Below are 14,574 nucleotides of genomic sequence, written 5' to 3'. Positions count from 1 at the left end.
CTGCACGTGGTGCAGCGGACCAGCCACGTGCGGCTGATCTCGGACAAGCTGGCGGCGTTCGTGTTCTGGGGCTGGCAGCTGGTCATCGTGGCCGCGGCGGTGTCGCTGCCGCTGGGCCTGACCCAGGGCAAGGAATACGCCGAGCTGATCTGGCCGATCGACGTGCTGATCGCGGTGGTCTGGGTGTCCTATGCCGTGCTGTTCTTCGGCACCATCGCCAAGCGCGCGGTGAAGCACATCTACGTGGCGAACTGGTTCTTCGGCGCCTACATCATCGCCGTGGCGCTGCTGCATATCGTCAACAGCCTGGCCCTGCCCAGCGGCCTGCTGCACTCCTACCCGATCTACAGCGGCGCCGTCGACGCGATGGTGCAGTGGTGGTACGGCCACAACGCGGTGGGCTTCTTCCTGACCGCCGGCTTCCTCGGGATGATGTACTACTTCGTGCCGAAGCAGGCCGGACGCCCGGTCTACTCCTACCGCTTGTCGATCGTGCACTTCTGGGCGCTGATCGCCATCTACATGTGGGCCGGCCCGCACCACCTGCATTACACGGCGCTGCCGGACTGGGCGCAGAGCCTGGGCATGGTGTTCTCGCTGATCCTGCTGGCCCCCAGCTGGGGCGGCGCCATCAATGGCGTGCTGACGCTCTCCGGCGTGTGRCACAAGCTGCGCACGGATCCGATCCTGAAGTTCCTGATCGTCTCGCTGTCGTTCTACATGATGTCGACCTTCGAAGGTCCGATGATGTCGATCAAGACGGTCAACTCGCTGAGCCACTACACCGACTGGACGATCGGTCACGTGCACGCCGGCGCCCTGGGCTGGGTGGCGATGATCACCATCGGCTCGGTCTATGCGATGCTGCCCAAGCTGCTGGGCCGCGAGCAGATGCATTCGGTCAAGGCCATCGACACGCACTTCTGGCTGCACACGCTGGGCGTGGTGTTCTACATCGCGTCGATGTGGATCGCCGGCGTCATGCAGGGCCTGATGTGGCGCGCCACCAACGCCGACGGCACGCTGACCTACAGCTTCGTCGAAGCGTTGAACGCCACCTACCCCTACTACCTGGTCCGCCTGGGCGGCGGCCTGCTGGTGTTCACCGGCATGTTGCTGATGGCCTGGAATACCTGGAAGACCTTCCAGGCAGCCAAGTCCGTCGCGCCGCAGCCGATCCTGCAGCCCGATGCCAGCCAAGCGCGCGCCTGAGGAGCCGACGACATGAGTAACGGAAATTCGCACGAGAAAGTCGAGAAGAACGTCGGCCTGATGGCGGTGCTGATCGCGGTGGCGGTGTCCTTCGGCGGCCTGGCCGAAATCGTCCCGCTGATGTTCCAGGCCGAGGCGATCAAACCGCTGGAAGGCGTGAAGCCCTACCCGGCGCTGCAACTGGCGGGCCGCGACATCTACATCCGCGAGGGCTGCTACAACTGCCACTCGCAGATGRTCCGCACGCTGCGTTTCGAATCCGAGCGCTACGGCCACTATTCGCTGGCCGGCGAATCGGTCTACGACCGCCCGTTCCAATGGGGCAGCAAGCGCACCGGACCGGACCTGGCCCGCGTCGGCGGTCGCTACTCCGACGACTGGCACCGCGTGCACCTGCTGAACCCGCGCGACGTGGTGCCGGAATCGAACATGCCGTCCTTCCCCTGGCTGGAAAACGCCAAGGTCGACGGCGCCGAGGTGGCCCAGCGCATGAAGACGCTGCAGCGCATCGGCGACCCGTACACGGACGAAGAGATCAACAACGCCGCCTCCGATGTCGAAGGCCGCACAGAACTGGACGCCGTGGTCGCCTACCTGCAAGGGCTGGGCAAGGCCGCGCCGAGGGGAGGCTGAGCCATGGTTTCGGGGATCGTGACAGGGGCACTGATCGTGCTGTTCATCGCCGGCTGGGCGTGGGCGTGGAGCCCGCGCCGCAAGGCGGATTTCGAGAATGCGGCACGCATGCCGCTGGGTGAGGAAGGGGAGAACAACCCATGAGCGCAGGCTGGATCTGGTTCATCGTCGCGCTGGTCGTCCTGAACATCCTGGGCTGCGTGTGGCTGCTGTGGTGGACCGGACGCCGTCGTCCCGGCGACCCCGCACCCGAAGACACCTCGCACGTGTGGGACGGCGACCTCACCGAGTACAACAAGCCGCTGCCGAAGTGGTGGATCAACCTCTTCTACATCACCATCGTCTTCAGCATCGGCTACATCGCCTGGTACGGCGGCCTGGGCGTGGTGCCCGGCTACGCGAAGTGGTCGTCCACCGGCGAGCACGACGAAGTGAAGGCGGTGCAGGACAAGAAGCTGGAAGCGACCTTCGCGCCTTTCGCCGGACAGTCGATCGACCAGCTCGCCCAGGATCCGAAGGCGCTGGCACTGGGCCGCTCGATCTTCAACAACACCTGCGCCACCTGCCATGGCTCGTCGGGCCAGGGCGCCATCGGCTATCCCAACCTCACCGACAACATCTGGCATTGGGGCGGCACGCCGGACCTCGTGCTGCAGACGGTGCTGGACGGTCGCGAAGGCGTGATGCCGGAATGGGGCACCGCGCTGACCAACATGGGCGGCGAGAACGCGGTCGATTACGTCGTCGCCTACGTCAACGTGTTGAACAACCCGCAGGAAGGCATGAGCAACAACTTCATGGCCGCCCAGGGCAAGCCGCTGTACGATGGCCTCTGCGTGGCCTGCCACGGCGTGGACGGCAAGGGCAACCAGGAACTGGGCGCGCCCGACCTGACCGACGACTACTGGCTGTACGGGAACAGCAAGGAAAGCATGCGCACCACCATCACCAAGGGTCGCCATGGCGTGATGCCCGCCCACCGTGAGCTGCTGGGCGAAACCCGCGCGCGTCTCGTGGCCTCGTACGTCTGGTCGCTCTCGCACAAGGAGGGTCAGGCGGCAGCCGGCGCGAAATGACCGATTTCACCGAGCCCCGCCTCGACCACCCGCCCCGGCCGCTCGCGCAGCGCGTCGGGGCGGTGCTCTGGCCCAGCTTCTTCGCCGCCGGCGTGGCGACGATGGTGTTCTTCGCCTTCGTCGACCCGCTGACGCTGCGCGACATGACCTTCCCCGACCTGGCGATCAGCCGCGAACTCGGCTACACGCTGGGTTTCTTCATGTTCTGGCTCGCCACGGCCGCCAGCAGTCTGTTCACCTGGATCCTGCTGCGCCCTGCGAGTCGCTTCAACCGCGCGCTGCCGCCGGACTGAGCAAGCGCTGCCTGCGACAAACCGTCGCTCCCTCGCGCGCCCGCGCGGCGCGAGCATGATGCCAGCCAAGACAGACACTGCCATGTCCACGCCAGCCTCGCCTCCCTCCCCCGCCTCCGACAGCAAGCGCCGCATCCCGCTGGATGTGGTCGATGCGCAGGGCAACTCGTTCTACGTCAGCGAACGCAAGGTGTATCCGCGCGACGTGGCGGGCACGCTCAACCGCCTGCGCGTGGCGGCCGTCTGGTGGCTGCTGGGCATGTACTACGTGTTCCCGTGGCTGAAGTGGGACGATCGCCAGGCGGTGCTGTTCGACCTGCCCGCGCGCAAGTTCTACGTCTTCGGGCTGGTGTTCTGGCCGCAGGATTTCCTGCTGCTGGCGGTCCTGCTGATCATCGCGGCCATGGCGCTGTTCTTCTTCACCGCGCTCGCCGGCCGCCTGTGGTGCGGCTACGCGTGCCCGCAGACGGTGTGGACGGAAGTGTTCCTGTGGATGGAACGCTGGACCGAAGGCGACCGCAGCGCGCGCATGAAGCTGGATGCGGCGCCCTGGAGCGCGAACAAGCTGTTGCGCAAGGGCGGCAAGCACGTGTTGTGGGCCGTGTTCGCGCTGTGGACGGGATTCACCTTCGTCGGATTCTTCACGCCCATCACCGACCTGGGCGCGCGCCTGTGGCCGTTCGCCTGGGGCGGCTGGGAAACCTTCTGGGTGTTCTTCTACGCGCTGGCCACGTGGGGTTTCGCCGGCTTCCTGCGCGAGCAGGTCTGCAAGTACATGTGCCCCTACGCGCGCTTCCAGGCCGCGATGTTCGATCGCAACACCCTGATCATCGCCTACGACCCGATGCGCGGCGAACCGCGCGGCCCGCGCAAGCGCGGCCTGGGCAGCGTGCTGGAACGCGCGCGCGGCCTGCTGCAGAACACCACCGCCTACGACTACGTGATGCGCGCCGCCGCGCATCCCAGCCTCGCCGACCAGCGCCTCGGTGCGCACGGCACCATCACCTTCGCCGGTGCCGGCGCGGTGATCGAGCCGCTGCCGAAGTTCGTCCCCGAACAACTGGGCGACTGCATCGACTGCACGATCTGCGTGCAGGTGTGTCCGACCGGCATCGATATCCGCAACGGCCTGCAGTACGAGTGCATCGCCTGCGGTGCGTGCATCGACGCCTGCGACGACGTGATGGACAAGATGGGCTACCCGAAAGGGTTGATCCGCTATACCACCCAGAATGCCATCGACGGCAAGCCGTCGAAGGTGCTGCGGCCGCGCATCTTCGTCTATGGCGCCATCCTGCTGGCACTGGTGATGGCGTGGGGCTGGGGCGTGTTCAACCGCGACGTGCTGATCGCGGAAGTCCTGCGCGACCGCAACGCGCTGTATCGCGAAGTCGCCGGTGGCCAGGTCGAGAACAGCTACACCCTCAAACTGGTCAACAAGGACCAGCAATCGCATCGCTATGTCGTCATGCTGTCGTCGGCCTCGCCCGGCATCCGCCTGCGCGGCGGCGAGCTGGCGGTGCGTGCCGAGCCCGAGGAGGTCCTGTCGCTGCCCGTCGCCGCCACCGCTCCCGCCAGCCTGCGCGGCCGCCATGCCGTGACGTTCACCGTCCGCGACGTCGATGCCGGCACCGAGAAGACCGTGGACAGCAGCTACTTCGGACCGATCCAATGACCACGAAACCCGACGCCCCCGCTTCGCGCCCGTTCTGGAAAGAACCGATGGTGTGGCTGGTGTGGGGCCTGCCGCTCGCCTCCGTCGTCGCCGGCATCTGGCTGGTGATCACCGCCGTGCGCGCGGGCGGGGCCGATCCCGTCATCGACGACGTGCAGCGCGTGTCGCAAATCCAGACCACAGACCTGGGGCCCGACGAACGCGCGCGGCAGCGCAAGCTGAGCGCTCTGGTGCAGATCCGCCCGGACCACGTGGCGCTGACCGCCGTGACCGGCGACTTCGCACGCGAGGCCTCGCTCGTGCTGGTGCTGACGCATCCCACCGACGCTGCGCAGGACCTGCGCCTGCCGCTGGCGCGCACGACCCGCGGATGGACGGCGCCGGCGCGGATAGACACGCGGCACGACTGGAACCTGCAGCTCGCGCCCGAGAACTCCCACTGGCGCATCCGCGGCCGCCTGCAGAAGGACACGCAGGCCGCGAGGCTCGCACCGTCGCTCGGAGGCGGCTGAGCCCTGTCATGGACGCGCCCGTGGTGTCCTGCCATCACTGCGGCGAACCGGTCGCCAGCGGGCATCCGGTCACGGCGGGCGACCACGCCTTCTGCTGCGGCGGATGCGCCGCCGCAGCGGCCTGGATCCAGGACGCGGATCTCGGCAGTTACTATCGCCTGCGCAGCGCGAACGCCAACCGCGTGCAGGCCGACCGGCTGGACCTGGAGAGCTGGGACCGCAGCGAGTTGCTGGACGAACACAGCCGCGCCGTCGACGGTGGCCGCGAGATCGTGCTGCTCACCGACGGCATGCGCTGCGCCGCCTGCGCCTGGCTGATCGATCGCGCACTCGCCCGCGAGGCCGGCGTGCTGGACACCACCGCCAACGCAGTCACCGGCCGGATCCGCATCACCTGGGATCCGGCGCGCACCAGGCTCTCCGCGCTGCTGCACCGGTTGGCGATGCTCGGCTACCGGCCCTACCTGGCCACCGGCGACGCGCGCGAACAGGCGCGCCTGTCCGAACGCCGGCGCTGGCTGCTGCGGCTCGGCGTGGCCGGCCTCGGTTCGCTGCAGGCGATGATGCTGGCCGAAGCGTTGTACCTGGACGTCAACGCGACCATGCCGCTGCCCACGCGCGACCTGTTCCGCTGGCTGACGTTTCTGGTCAGCACGCCGGTGGTGTTCTACAGCGGCTGGCCGTTCCTCGCCGGGATGGCGCGCGAATGGCGCGCGCGCCACGTCGGCATGGATACGCTGATTGCCGGTTCCACCCTGCTGGCCTACTTCGCCAGCCTGGTGGAGACGATCCGTGGCGGCACCCATGTCTGGTACGACGCAGCGGTGATGTTCGTGTTCCTGCTGCTGGCCGCACGCATGCTGGAACAACGCGCGCGCAACGTGGCCACCGCGCAGGTCGATGCGCTGGCGCGGGCGCAACCGGTGTTCGCGATCCGCGAGCGTGGGGACGGCACGCGGGAATCGGTTCCGCCATCGGCGCTGCGGGTGGCCGACGTGGTCTGCGTGTCGGCCGGCGAAGGCGTGCCTGCCGACGGCACGCTGCTCGACGGCGCAGCCGATTTCGAGGAAGCGCTGTTGACCGGCGAATCCCGCCCCGTGCGCCGTCAGGCCGGCGAGACCGTCTACGCCGGCACCACCTGCCGCGAGCGACCCGCGCGCCTGCGTGTCACCGCCACGGGCACTGCGACGCGCCTGTCGCAACTGGCGGCGCTGGTGGATCGCGCGCAGGGACATCGGCCGCCGCTGGCCCGGCTCGCGGATCGCATCGGCCGCCACTTCGTCGTCGGCCTGCTGGCGCTGGCGGTCCTGGTCTACTTCGGCTGGCGCCTGTATCAGCCCGAACGCGCCTTCGAAGTGACGCTGGCGCTGCTGGTGATCAGCTGCCCGTGCGCGTTGTCGCTGTCGGTGCCGGCGGTGCTCGCGGCCGCGCATGGCGCACTGGCGCGCTGCGGCGTGCTGGCGACGCGGCCCGACGCGCTGGATACGCTGGCGCGCGCCACCGACATGGTGTTCGACAAGACCGGCACGCTCAGCGACGGGCGCCCGGCGCGCGTCGACGTGCAGGCCTACACCGACCTGGACGCTGCGTCGGCCATGCGCGTCGTTGCGGCGCTGGAGAAGGACAGCGGACATCCGATCGCCAGCGCCTTCGCCGACATCGACGTGCGCCACCTGGCCGCGTCCGTCGTGACGTACGCCGGCCTGGGCGTGGAGGGCGATGTCGAGGGACGCCGGTGGCGCGTCGGGCGCGCCGACTGGGCCGCGGCGCGCAACGACGACGGTGCGCTGTGGCTGGGCGACGGCCAGCACGGCGTGGCCCGTTTCACCCTCCAGGAGACGCCCCGCGACGATGCGGCCGCCGCCATCGCGGTCCTGCGTGCGCAGGGTATGCGCATCCACCTCGCCAGCGGCGACGGCGACGATGCGGTCCAGCGACTGGCGCGCACGCTCGGCATCGATTCGGTGCAGTCGCGCCAGTCGCCGGAAGACAAGCTGGCACGCGTGCGGCAGCTGCAGGCGGAGGGCCGCATCGTCGCGATGGTCGGCGACGGCCTGAACGATGCGCCCGTGCTCGCCGGGGCCGACGTGTCGATCGCGATGGGCGAAGGCGCACCGCTGGCGCAGCAGGCCGCGGACCTGGTCGCCACCGGTCCGTCGCTGCTGCGCATTGCCGACGCCGTGCGCATCGCGCGCCTGTCGCGGCGCCTGGTGAAGCAGAACCTGGCCTGGTCCGCCGGATACAACCTGCTCGCCGTGCCGTTGGCGGCGGCCGGCATGGTGACGCCCTGGATCGCCGCGCTCGGCATGGCGGTATCCTCGCTGGCGGTGACCCTCAATGCGTTGCGACTGGCGCGCACCTCCACGGAGACGGCGGCATGAACATCCTGCTGATGCTGTTGCCGATCAGCCTGGTCCTGCTGGGCCTGGCGATCGCCGCATTCGCCTGGGCGGTGCGCAAGGGACAGTTCGACGATCTCGACACGCCCGCGCTCGACATCCTCGACGACGGACCGGCGCAGCCGCGCCCGCCTGTCGCCCCACCGCGCCGCGAAGGCGACGATGGCCCCTGACATTCCCGTCCTGCTCGCCGCGCTGCTGGCGGGCCTGGTGGGCAGCACGCACTGCGCGGTCATGTGCGGCGKCATCGCCACCGGCTTTTCGGCGGCGTCGTCCCGCGCCGGCTGGCGCAGCGCATTGCAGCTCAACCTCGGACGCGTCGGCGGCTACACGCTGGCCGGTGCGCTGGTCGGCGCTTTCGGCAGCGGCCTGCTGTCGCTGGCGCGCCACGACACCGCCGTGCTCGCCATGCGCGTCGGCGTGGGACTGGCGCTGGTGGTGCTGGCGCTGCGCCTGCTCGACCGGCGCGGTCGCCTGGATGTCCTCGCGCGCCCGGGTGCGAGGGTGTGGCAGGCGCTCCGTCCGCTGCATGCGCGCGTACTGCCGGCGGACACGCTGCCGCGCCGTCTCGCCGCGGGTGCGCTGTGGGGCTGGCTGCCGTGCGGACTGAGCCTCAGCCTGCTGACAGTGGCCTGGCTGCAGGCGAACGCGCGCGACGCCGCGCTGACGATGGCGCTGTTCGGGCTGGGTACGCTGCCGATGATGGTCGCACTGACGTGGTCCGGCGCGCGCCTCGGTCGCCACTGGCAGCGCACGTCGGTGCGGCGCGCGGCGGCCGCGTTCGTGCTTTTCGCCGGCCTGCTGACGATCGCCTCGCCGTGGCTGATGCGGCATCCCGCGCTGCACGGCGTGCTCGCCGCGCTTGGCTGCCAGCCACTACCGGCGTGAGCGCACGGATGAAGGACGCGCCCGCGGGCGCGACGGCAAAAGCACGCCTGGCGTCGCTCGGCGGGATCGCCCGTACCCCGTTGCGCGCCGCTTCTGCCTGCGGCGTCACCGGCGGCGTACTCGTGCTGCCGCAGGCCGCCCTGATCGCGCTTTGCCTGCAGCGCGCGCTCGTGGACGGCGCCGCTCCGGTCACGCTGCTGGCCCCGCTGGCCGCGCTGTTGGCGACACTCCTGCTGCGCGCAGGTCTGGGGTGGACCAGCCGGCGGCTGGCCGACCACGCCGTCGAGCGCATCCGCGTGGACCTGCGCGCCCGCGTCGCGCGCGGACTGGTCGCCCGCGGACCGGTGTGGGTGCGCTCGCAGCAGAGCGGCGCGCTGGCCGAACGCATGGGCACGCACGTCGATGCGCTGGAGGGGTACTTCGGCGGTTTCGTGCCGCTGCGCGCCGAGGTTGTGGCCGTGCCACTTGCGATCCTGCTGGCGGTGTTCGTGGTCGACCGCGCCGTTGGCCTGGTGTTGCTGCTGACGATGCCGTTGGTGCCCGTCTTCATGATGCTGGTCGGCTGGGGCGCGCAGGCGGCGAGCCAGCGCCAGCTGCAGGCGCTCACTCGGATGGGCGGGCATTTCGCAGATCGGCTGCGCGGGCTGGGACTGATCCGCCTGTACGGGCGCGGAGAAACCGAGCTCACGGGCATCCGCGCCGCGGCCGAGGAACTGCGCGTGCGCAGCCTGCGCGTACTCCGCATCGCCTTCCTCTCGTCGGCGGTGCTGGAGTTCTTCGCCTCGCTCAGCGTGGCGATGATCGCGCTGTACCTGGGCCTGACCTACCTCGGCATGCTCGACCTGCGCGATACGTCCCTGAGCCTGGGCGTGGGGGTGTTCTGCCTGCTGCTGGCACCGGAGTTCTACGCGCCGCTGCGGCGGCTGGCCACGCACTACCACGACCGTGCGGCCGCCCTGGCGGCGATGGATGAGCTCGCGCTGCTGCTGGACGACCCTGCACGCCCAACGTTGCACGCTACTTGCGGAGCGGTGCCAGCACGTCCCGGATTGCTGGTCAGCGCGCACGGCGCCGCACTGCGCCATCCCGCCGCCACGCACGATGCGCTGCACGACATCACGCTGCACCTGCAGCGCGACCAGCACATCGCGCTGACAGGCGCCAGCGGTGACGGCAAGAGCACGCTGCTGGAAGCCTTGGCTGGCTGGCTTCCCGCGCACGCGGGCACCCTGCAGCGTGCGTCCGGCCTGCGCATCGGCTATGCACCGCAACGTCCGTTCCTGTTCGCCGGCACGCTGCGCGACAACCTGCGCATGGCGCGACCGGACGCCAGCGATGCCGACCTGGAGCGGGCGGCCGGCGCGGCGCAGGTCATGCGCTTCGCGGCACGACTGCCGGACGGGCTGGACACGGTGATCGGCGAACGCGGCTTCGGGCTGTCCGGCGGCGAGGCAAGGCGCGTCGCCCTGGCGCGCGTGTTCCTGCACGATCCCGACCTGCTGCTGCTCGACGAACCCACCGCCTTCCTTGATCCCGATACCGAAGCCCGCGTGCTGCGCGCGATCACGCAGTTCGCACGCGGACGCGCGGTGGTGATGGCCACCCACAGCGCGGCGGCCCAGGCCGCGATGACCGGGAGATGGCATGTCCGCGGCAGGCGCTTGCAGGTGGAGGAGGGAACACCATGACCGCACGCCCGGAGAAGGACGCGGACACGCTGCGCAGCGTGCTGGTGGCGCACCGACCGCGCATCGCCCTGTCCATCGGCTTGCTGCTGCTGACACTGCTGGCAGGCACCGCACTGCTCGGGCTGTCCGGGCATTTCCTCACGGCAGCCGCGCTGGCCGGAAGCGCCGCGATCGGCTTCAACTTCTTCGGGCCGTCGGCCGGCATCCGAGCGCTGACCTTCGTGCGCATCCTGTCGCGCTATGGCGAAAAACTGCTGGGCCACGATGTGACGCTGCGGATCGCGCGCGACCTGCGCGGCTGGTTCTTCGCCCGCGCCTTGCCGCTGGCGCCGCTGGGCCTCGGACGCTATCGGATCGGCGAACTGATGGCGCGGCTCATGGCAGATATCGATGCGGTCGACGGCCTGCTCGTCCGGGCGGTCGGCCCGTTGCTCGCGGTGCTCTCGCTGTGCCTGATCGCAACCGGGGTGGCCACCGCCGCCCTGCCGGCTGCAGGGCTGGTGCTGGCGACGGCGCTGGCATCGATCGCCGCGCTGGCGCCCTGGCTGTCCGTGCGCAGCGCGGCCGCACTCGAAGACCAACGCGCGGCTGCGCGCATGCGCCTGCGCGCAGCCGTGAAGGAAGGCACCGAGGGCCAGCAGGACCTGGCGGCGATGGACGCCACCATGGCATGGCTTGCAGCACTGGATACGCGCAGCCGTGACGTCGCCCGCTGGGAACTCCGGCGCAAGCAGCGGCTGGCGCTGGCGACGCTGGCACATGGCGTGGCGACCGCATTGACGCTGCCGACGATGCTCTGGGTGCTGTTGTCGGCCGTGCACGCGGGACGCATCGGTGCCGCGGCAGCCGGTGGCCTGTTCTTCATGACGGTCGCCGTACTGGAAGCCTGCACGGCGATCGCACCGGCGTGGCAGGCCTGGCGTGCGGCCGCGGTCGCCGCGCAGCGGCTTCAGCACGTGGTGGACGATCCGACCGCGACGGGCCGCGTGACCACCGGCGCGCGAACCCCGGCCGCATGCGGTGCGCTGCAGTTGGACGACGTGTCATTCGCCTGGCCGGGCTCGACGCGACGCTTGCTCGACGGCGCGCAACTGCATGTCGCGCCCGGCGAACGCGTGCTGGTGACGGGCGACAGCGGAGAAGGCAAATCCTCGCTGCTGGCGCTCGTACTCGGATTGCAGGCACCGCAGGCGGGGAGCGTGTTGTTCGCCGGCGACGAGGTGGCGTCGCTGGACGCGGCGCACTGGCACGCGCGCATCGCCTGGCTGCCGCAGGATGCCCCGGTGTTCTCCGGCAGCGTGCGCGAGAACCTGCGCCTTGGCGATCCCGATGCCGATGATGAGCGGCTATGGCAGGTGCTTGGACAGGTGAAGCTGGACACCCGCTTCCGCGAGTCCGGCCTGGCCACCTGGGTGGGCGAGAACGGCGCCACGCTCTCGGCTGGCCAATCGCGCCGACTGGCCCTGGCGCGTGCCCTGCTGCGCGACGCCCCCCTGCTGCTGCTCGACGAACCCACCGAGGGCCTCGACCAGGACACGGCCGATGCGCTGATGCGCGACGTCGCCGCAGCCTGCGCAGGCCGCAGCGTACTGATCATCAGCCATGCGACGCTGCCGGACGGCGTGGTGGATACGCGCTACCGGTTGCGGAATGGGAGACTGGTACGGGAACAGCCCATGCCGTCGGATGTGGCAGCGACGTAAGTCGCGATAGGGCTTTCCCGGTGCGCCTTCGCGACTTACGTCGCTCCCACAACCAGCGCCCCTTCACATCCCGAACCCCTCAGGCCCGCGCTTCGGCCAACGCGTCCAGGCGCTCACGCTTGAGCAGCCGCACGTGGTGCGGATCGTCGGTGGCGATGCTGCCTTCCTGGCGCAGGCGGGTGAAGCTGCGGCTGACGGTCTCCACGGTCAGGCCCAGGTAGTCGGCGATGTCCGTGCGCGTCATCGGCAGGATCACTTCGCTGTCGTCCTGGCCCTGCCGCCGGCGGCGCTGCGCCATGTCGACGAGGAAGCCCGCCAGCCGCTCCATCGGATTGAGCCGGGCGAGGGCCATCAGGTTGCCGCGCGTGGCATCGAGTTCCAGGCAGGCGCGCTCCAGCAGTTCGCGCTCGAGCTCCGGATGGTCGTGGCACAGGCTGCGCATGTCGGCCATCGAGAACTCGCACAACGTGCTGTCGGTGATGGCCTCGATCGTGTGCTTGTAGTGCGAGGTACCGGAGAAGCCGATGAAATCGCCCGGCATCAGGAAGCCGGCCACCAGCCGGCGACCATCCGGCAGCAGCCGGATGCGGCGCAGCGCGCCCTTGGTCACGGTGAACACGCCGCGCCGCGGTTCGCCTTCGCGCACCAGCGCTTCGCCCGCCTTCAGCCGCGCATCATCGGCCAGCGCCTCCATCGCATGCGCCTTGGACACCGGCAGGGCCGCGCAGACGGCCAGGTGCCGCACCAGGCACCCGCTGCAGCCCCGGGCTGCCTGGCACACGACGCCTTCGGCGGGCGGACTGGCCACCGGGGTGTCGTTCTGGCGCAGGATGCGAAGGCTCATGGCGGCGGCTTCTCGGTCTTCCCGGGGGATGATACGCCTGACAAATCAAGGTTTCCGGCCGTGCGACAATCGGTCGCAGACGCGGGTTTCAGCCTCCGTTCCCCCATTCAGCCCCGGATTCGGGTACAGTGCGCGCCGCTTGCCTGCGGCCGTTCRTTTCCCCGATGGTCCGCCGGCGCAGGGAATTCCCCGCGAGTTCCCGCGCCCGCCCCGCTCCGACTTCTTTCGTTGCGCAAGCTCGGATCCGCCGTTTTTGGCGCCTCCGCACCCCTTCTCGCAGCGCGGTTTCAGGGAACGCTTCGAGTCACGGTCTTGCCGCATTCCGCGCGTCTTTCGCTGCCGCACATCGCTGTGCCGGCGTGGCGTGCGTGTCCGGCCGGCCGGCTTTGGAGCTTCGACAATGACGTTTGAACACCTGGGCCTTGCGCCCGCCCTGCTGCGCGCCCTCGACGAACAGGGCTACACCCAGCCCACGCCTATCCAGGAACAGGCCATCCCGCTGGCCCTGGCTGGCCATGACCTGCTGGCCGGCGCCCAGACCGGCACCGGCAAGACCGCTGCGTTCGGCCTGCCGCTGATCCAGTACCTCGCCACCACCCCGCAGGAAGTCGCCGCCCGCGGCCCGCGCAAGCCGCGCGCCCTCGTGCTGACCCCCACCCGCGAGCTCGCCGTGCAGGTGCACGACAGCCTGCGTGGCTACGGCAAGTACCTGCGCATTCCCAGCACCACGATCTACGGTGGCGTCGGCATGGGCAACCAGCTCGACGCGCTGCGCCGTGGCGTGGATCTCGTGATCGCCTGCCCGGGCCGCCTGATCGACCACCTCGAGCGCCGCAGCGTGGATCTGTCGGGCATCGAGGTGCTGGTACTGGATGAAGCCGACCGCATGCTCGACATGGGCTTCCTGCCGTCGATCAAGCGCATCCTGGCCAAGCTGCCCAAGCAGAACCGCCAGACCATGCTGTTCTCCGCCACCTTCGCCGAGCCGATCCGCGAACTGGCGCTGGAGTTCATGCACGACCCGAAGCAGATCCAGGTCACGCCGAAGAACACGGTGGCCGAGACCATCACCCACCGCGTGCATCCCGTCGATGGCAGCCGCAAGCGCGACCTGCTGCTGCACCTGCTGGCCAAGGRTAGCCGGCTGCAGACGCTGGTGTTCGCCCGCACCAAGCACGGCAGCGACAAGCTGGCGATGTTCCTGGACAAGAGCGGCATCAAGACGGCGGCGATCCACGGCAACAAGTCGCAGGGCGCCCGCCAGCGCGCGCTCAGCGACTTCAAGGCCGGCCGCATCAACGTGCTGGTCGCCACCGATATCGCGGCGCGCGGCATCGACATCGACCAGCTGCCGCAGGTGATCAACTTCGACCTGCCGATGGTGGCCGAGGACTACGTGCACCGCATCGGCCGCACCGGCCGCAACGGATCGACGGGCGAGGCGATTTCGCTCGTCGCCCAGGACGAAGCCAAGTACCTGCGCGCCATCGTGCGCATGCTGGGCCGCGATGTGGACCTGCGCGACGTGCCGGGCTTCGAGCCGCAGACCCCGATCCGCTGGGGCAACAGCGCACCGGGCAAGGCCGAACAGCCGGCCGGCGAGCGTACGCCGCGTCGCAACGGCCCGCAGAAGCATGCGCGTCGCCCGCAC

The 14,574-nt window shown here is 69.8% G+C and carries 14 protein-coding genes; 13 read left to right on the top strand and 1 reads right to left on the bottom strand.

Annotation, left to right across the window (positions count from 1 at the left end; genetic code table 11):
• From ccoN to cydC, 12 genes are all read left to right on the top strand, one after another.
• Positions 1 to 1,212 (top strand): cytochrome-c oxidase, cbb3-type subunit I (gene ccoN / locus AC04L7_RS03490; RefSeq protein ID WP_475512529.1); only part of this gene is annotated, 1,212 nt, incomplete at its 5' end.
• Positions 1,213 to 1,224: 12 nt separating this feature from the next.
• Positions 1,225 to 1,845, top strand: a complete 621-nt coding sequence (gene ccoO, locus AC04L7_RS03485; RefSeq protein WP_475512528.1) for a cytochrome-c oxidase, cbb3-type subunit II — start codon at positions 1,225 to 1,227, stop codon at positions 1,843 to 1,845.
• A gap of 3 nt (positions 1,846 to 1,848) precedes the next feature.
• Entirely contained in the window at positions 1,849 to 1,989 is a 141-nt protein-coding gene (locus AC04L7_RS03480; protein WP_093489888.1) for a cbb3-type cytochrome oxidase subunit 3, read from the top strand.
• Positions 1,986 to 2,921, top strand: coding sequence for a cytochrome-c oxidase, cbb3-type subunit III (gene ccoP, locus AC04L7_RS03475; RefSeq protein WP_299345864.1), 936 nt, complete (start codon positions 1,986 to 1,988; stop codon positions 2,919 to 2,921). Before AC04L7_RS03480 ends, ccoP begins: the two co-directional genes overlap by 4 nt.
• Positions 2,918 to 3,214: a hypothetical protein gene (locus AC04L7_RS03470; protein WP_056880835.1), complete on the top strand. Its 297-nt coding sequence runs from the start codon at positions 2,918 to 2,920 to the stop codon at positions 3,212 to 3,214. The genes ccoP and AC04L7_RS03470 overlap by 4 nt, the downstream gene beginning before the upstream one ends.
• Positions 3,215 to 3,296: 82 nt before the next feature.
• Positions 3,297 to 4,889, top strand: a complete 1,593-nt coding sequence (locus tag AC04L7_RS03465; protein ID WP_299345859.1) for a 4Fe-4S dicluster domain-containing protein — start codon at positions 3,297 to 3,299, stop codon at positions 4,887 to 4,889.
• Positions 4,886 to 5,401, top strand: coding sequence for a FixH family protein (locus tag AC04L7_RS03460; protein ID WP_299345856.1), 516 nt, complete (start codon positions 4,886 to 4,888; stop codon positions 5,399 to 5,401). The genes AC04L7_RS03465 and AC04L7_RS03460 overlap by 4 nt, the downstream gene beginning before the upstream one ends.
• An 8-nt stretch (positions 5,402 to 5,409) precedes the next feature.
• The gene (locus AC04L7_RS03455) at positions 5,410 to 7,782 is read left to right on the top strand and encodes a heavy metal translocating P-type ATPase (RefSeq protein WP_299345854.1); all 2,373 of its coding nucleotides are present in this window, start codon (positions 5,410 to 5,412) and stop codon (positions 7,780 to 7,782) included.
• Complete coding sequence (gene ccoS / locus AC04L7_RS03450) at positions 7,779 to 7,973, top strand: cbb3-type cytochrome oxidase assembly protein CcoS (protein ID WP_299345851.1); 195 nt, start codon at positions 7,779 to 7,781, stop codon at positions 7,971 to 7,973. The genes AC04L7_RS03455 and ccoS overlap by 4 nt, the downstream gene beginning before the upstream one ends.
• Positions 7,963 to 8,688 carry a sulfite exporter TauE/SafE family protein gene (locus AC04L7_RS03445; protein ID WP_475512527.1) on the top strand — a complete coding sequence of 242 codons (726 nt, stop codon included), beginning with the start codon at positions 7,963 to 7,965 and terminating at the stop codon, positions 8,686 to 8,688. Before ccoS ends, AC04L7_RS03445 begins: the two co-directional genes overlap by 11 nt.
• A gap of 8 nt (positions 8,689 to 8,696) precedes the next feature.
• On the top strand, positions 8,697 to 10,376 hold the full coding sequence (gene cydD, locus AC04L7_RS03440; protein ID WP_299345817.1) for a thiol reductant ABC exporter subunit CydD: 1,680 nt from the start codon (positions 8,697 to 8,699) through the stop codon (positions 10,374 to 10,376).
• Positions 10,373 to 12,079, top strand: coding sequence for a thiol reductant ABC exporter subunit CydC (gene cydC, locus AC04L7_RS03435; RefSeq protein WP_436000508.1), 1,707 nt, complete (start codon positions 10,373 to 10,375; stop codon positions 12,077 to 12,079). The genes cydD and cydC overlap by 4 nt, the downstream gene beginning before the upstream one ends.
• A gap of 79 nt (positions 12,080 to 12,158) precedes the next feature.
• On the opposite strand, the gene AC04L7_RS03430 is transcribed toward cydC, so the two are convergent.
• Positions 12,159 to 12,923: a Crp/Fnr family transcriptional regulator gene (locus AC04L7_RS03430; protein ID WP_296282179.1), complete on the bottom strand. Its 765-nt coding sequence runs from the start codon at positions 12,921 to 12,923 to the stop codon at positions 12,159 to 12,161.
• 400 nt (positions 12,924 to 13,323) lie between these two features.
• On the opposite strand from AC04L7_RS03430, the gene AC04L7_RS03425 reads away from it, so the two are divergent.
• Positions 13,324 to 14,574 (top strand): DEAD/DEAH box helicase (locus tag AC04L7_RS03425; protein ID WP_475512526.1); only part of this gene is annotated, 1,251 nt, incomplete at its 3' end.

The organism is Pseudoxanthomonas sp. LjRoot204_2, from assembly GCF_056175765.1.
Note: the sequence above shows the minus strand (reverse complement) of the source record. Positions and strands in the feature narration are given on the sequence as shown.

Excerpts from the sequence above, each read along its gene's own strand:
- AC04L7_RS03480 (WP_093489888.1), top strand. The coding sequence starts at position 1,849 with ATGGTTTCGGGGATCGTGACAGGGGCACTGATCGTGCTGTTCATCGCC.
- cydC (WP_436000508.1), top strand. The coding sequence starts at position 10,373 with ATGACCGCACGCCCGGAGAAGGACGCGGACACGCTGCGCAGCGTGCTG.
- AC04L7_RS03460 (WP_299345856.1), top strand. The coding sequence starts at position 4,886 with ATGACCACGAAACCCGACGCCCCCGCTTCGCGCCCGTTCTGGAAAGAA.
- cydD (WP_299345817.1), top strand. The coding sequence starts at position 8,697 with ATGAAGGACGCGCCCGCGGGCGCGACGGCAAAAGCACGCCTGGCGTCG.
- ccoP (WP_299345864.1), top strand. The coding sequence starts at position 1,986 with ATGAGCGCAGGCTGGATCTGGTTCATCGTCGCGCTGGTCGTCCTGAAC.
- ccoS (WP_299345851.1), top strand. The coding sequence starts at position 7,779 with ATGAACATCCTGCTGATGCTGTTGCCGATCAGCCTGGTCCTGCTGGGC.
- AC04L7_RS03465 (WP_299345859.1), top strand. The coding sequence starts at position 3,297 with ATGTCCACGCCAGCCTCGCCTCCCTCCCCCGCCTCCGACAGCAAGCGC.
- AC04L7_RS03430 (WP_296282179.1), bottom strand. The coding sequence starts at position 12,923 with ATGAGCCTTCGCATCCTGCGCCAGAACGACACCCCGGTGGCCAGTCCG.
- AC04L7_RS03470 (WP_056880835.1), top strand. The coding sequence starts at position 2,918 with ATGACCGATTTCACCGAGCCCCGCCTCGACCACCCGCCCCGGCCGCTC.
- AC04L7_RS03455 (WP_299345854.1), top strand. The coding sequence starts at position 5,410 with ATGGACGCGCCCGTGGTGTCCTGCCATCACTGCGGCGAACCGGTCGCC.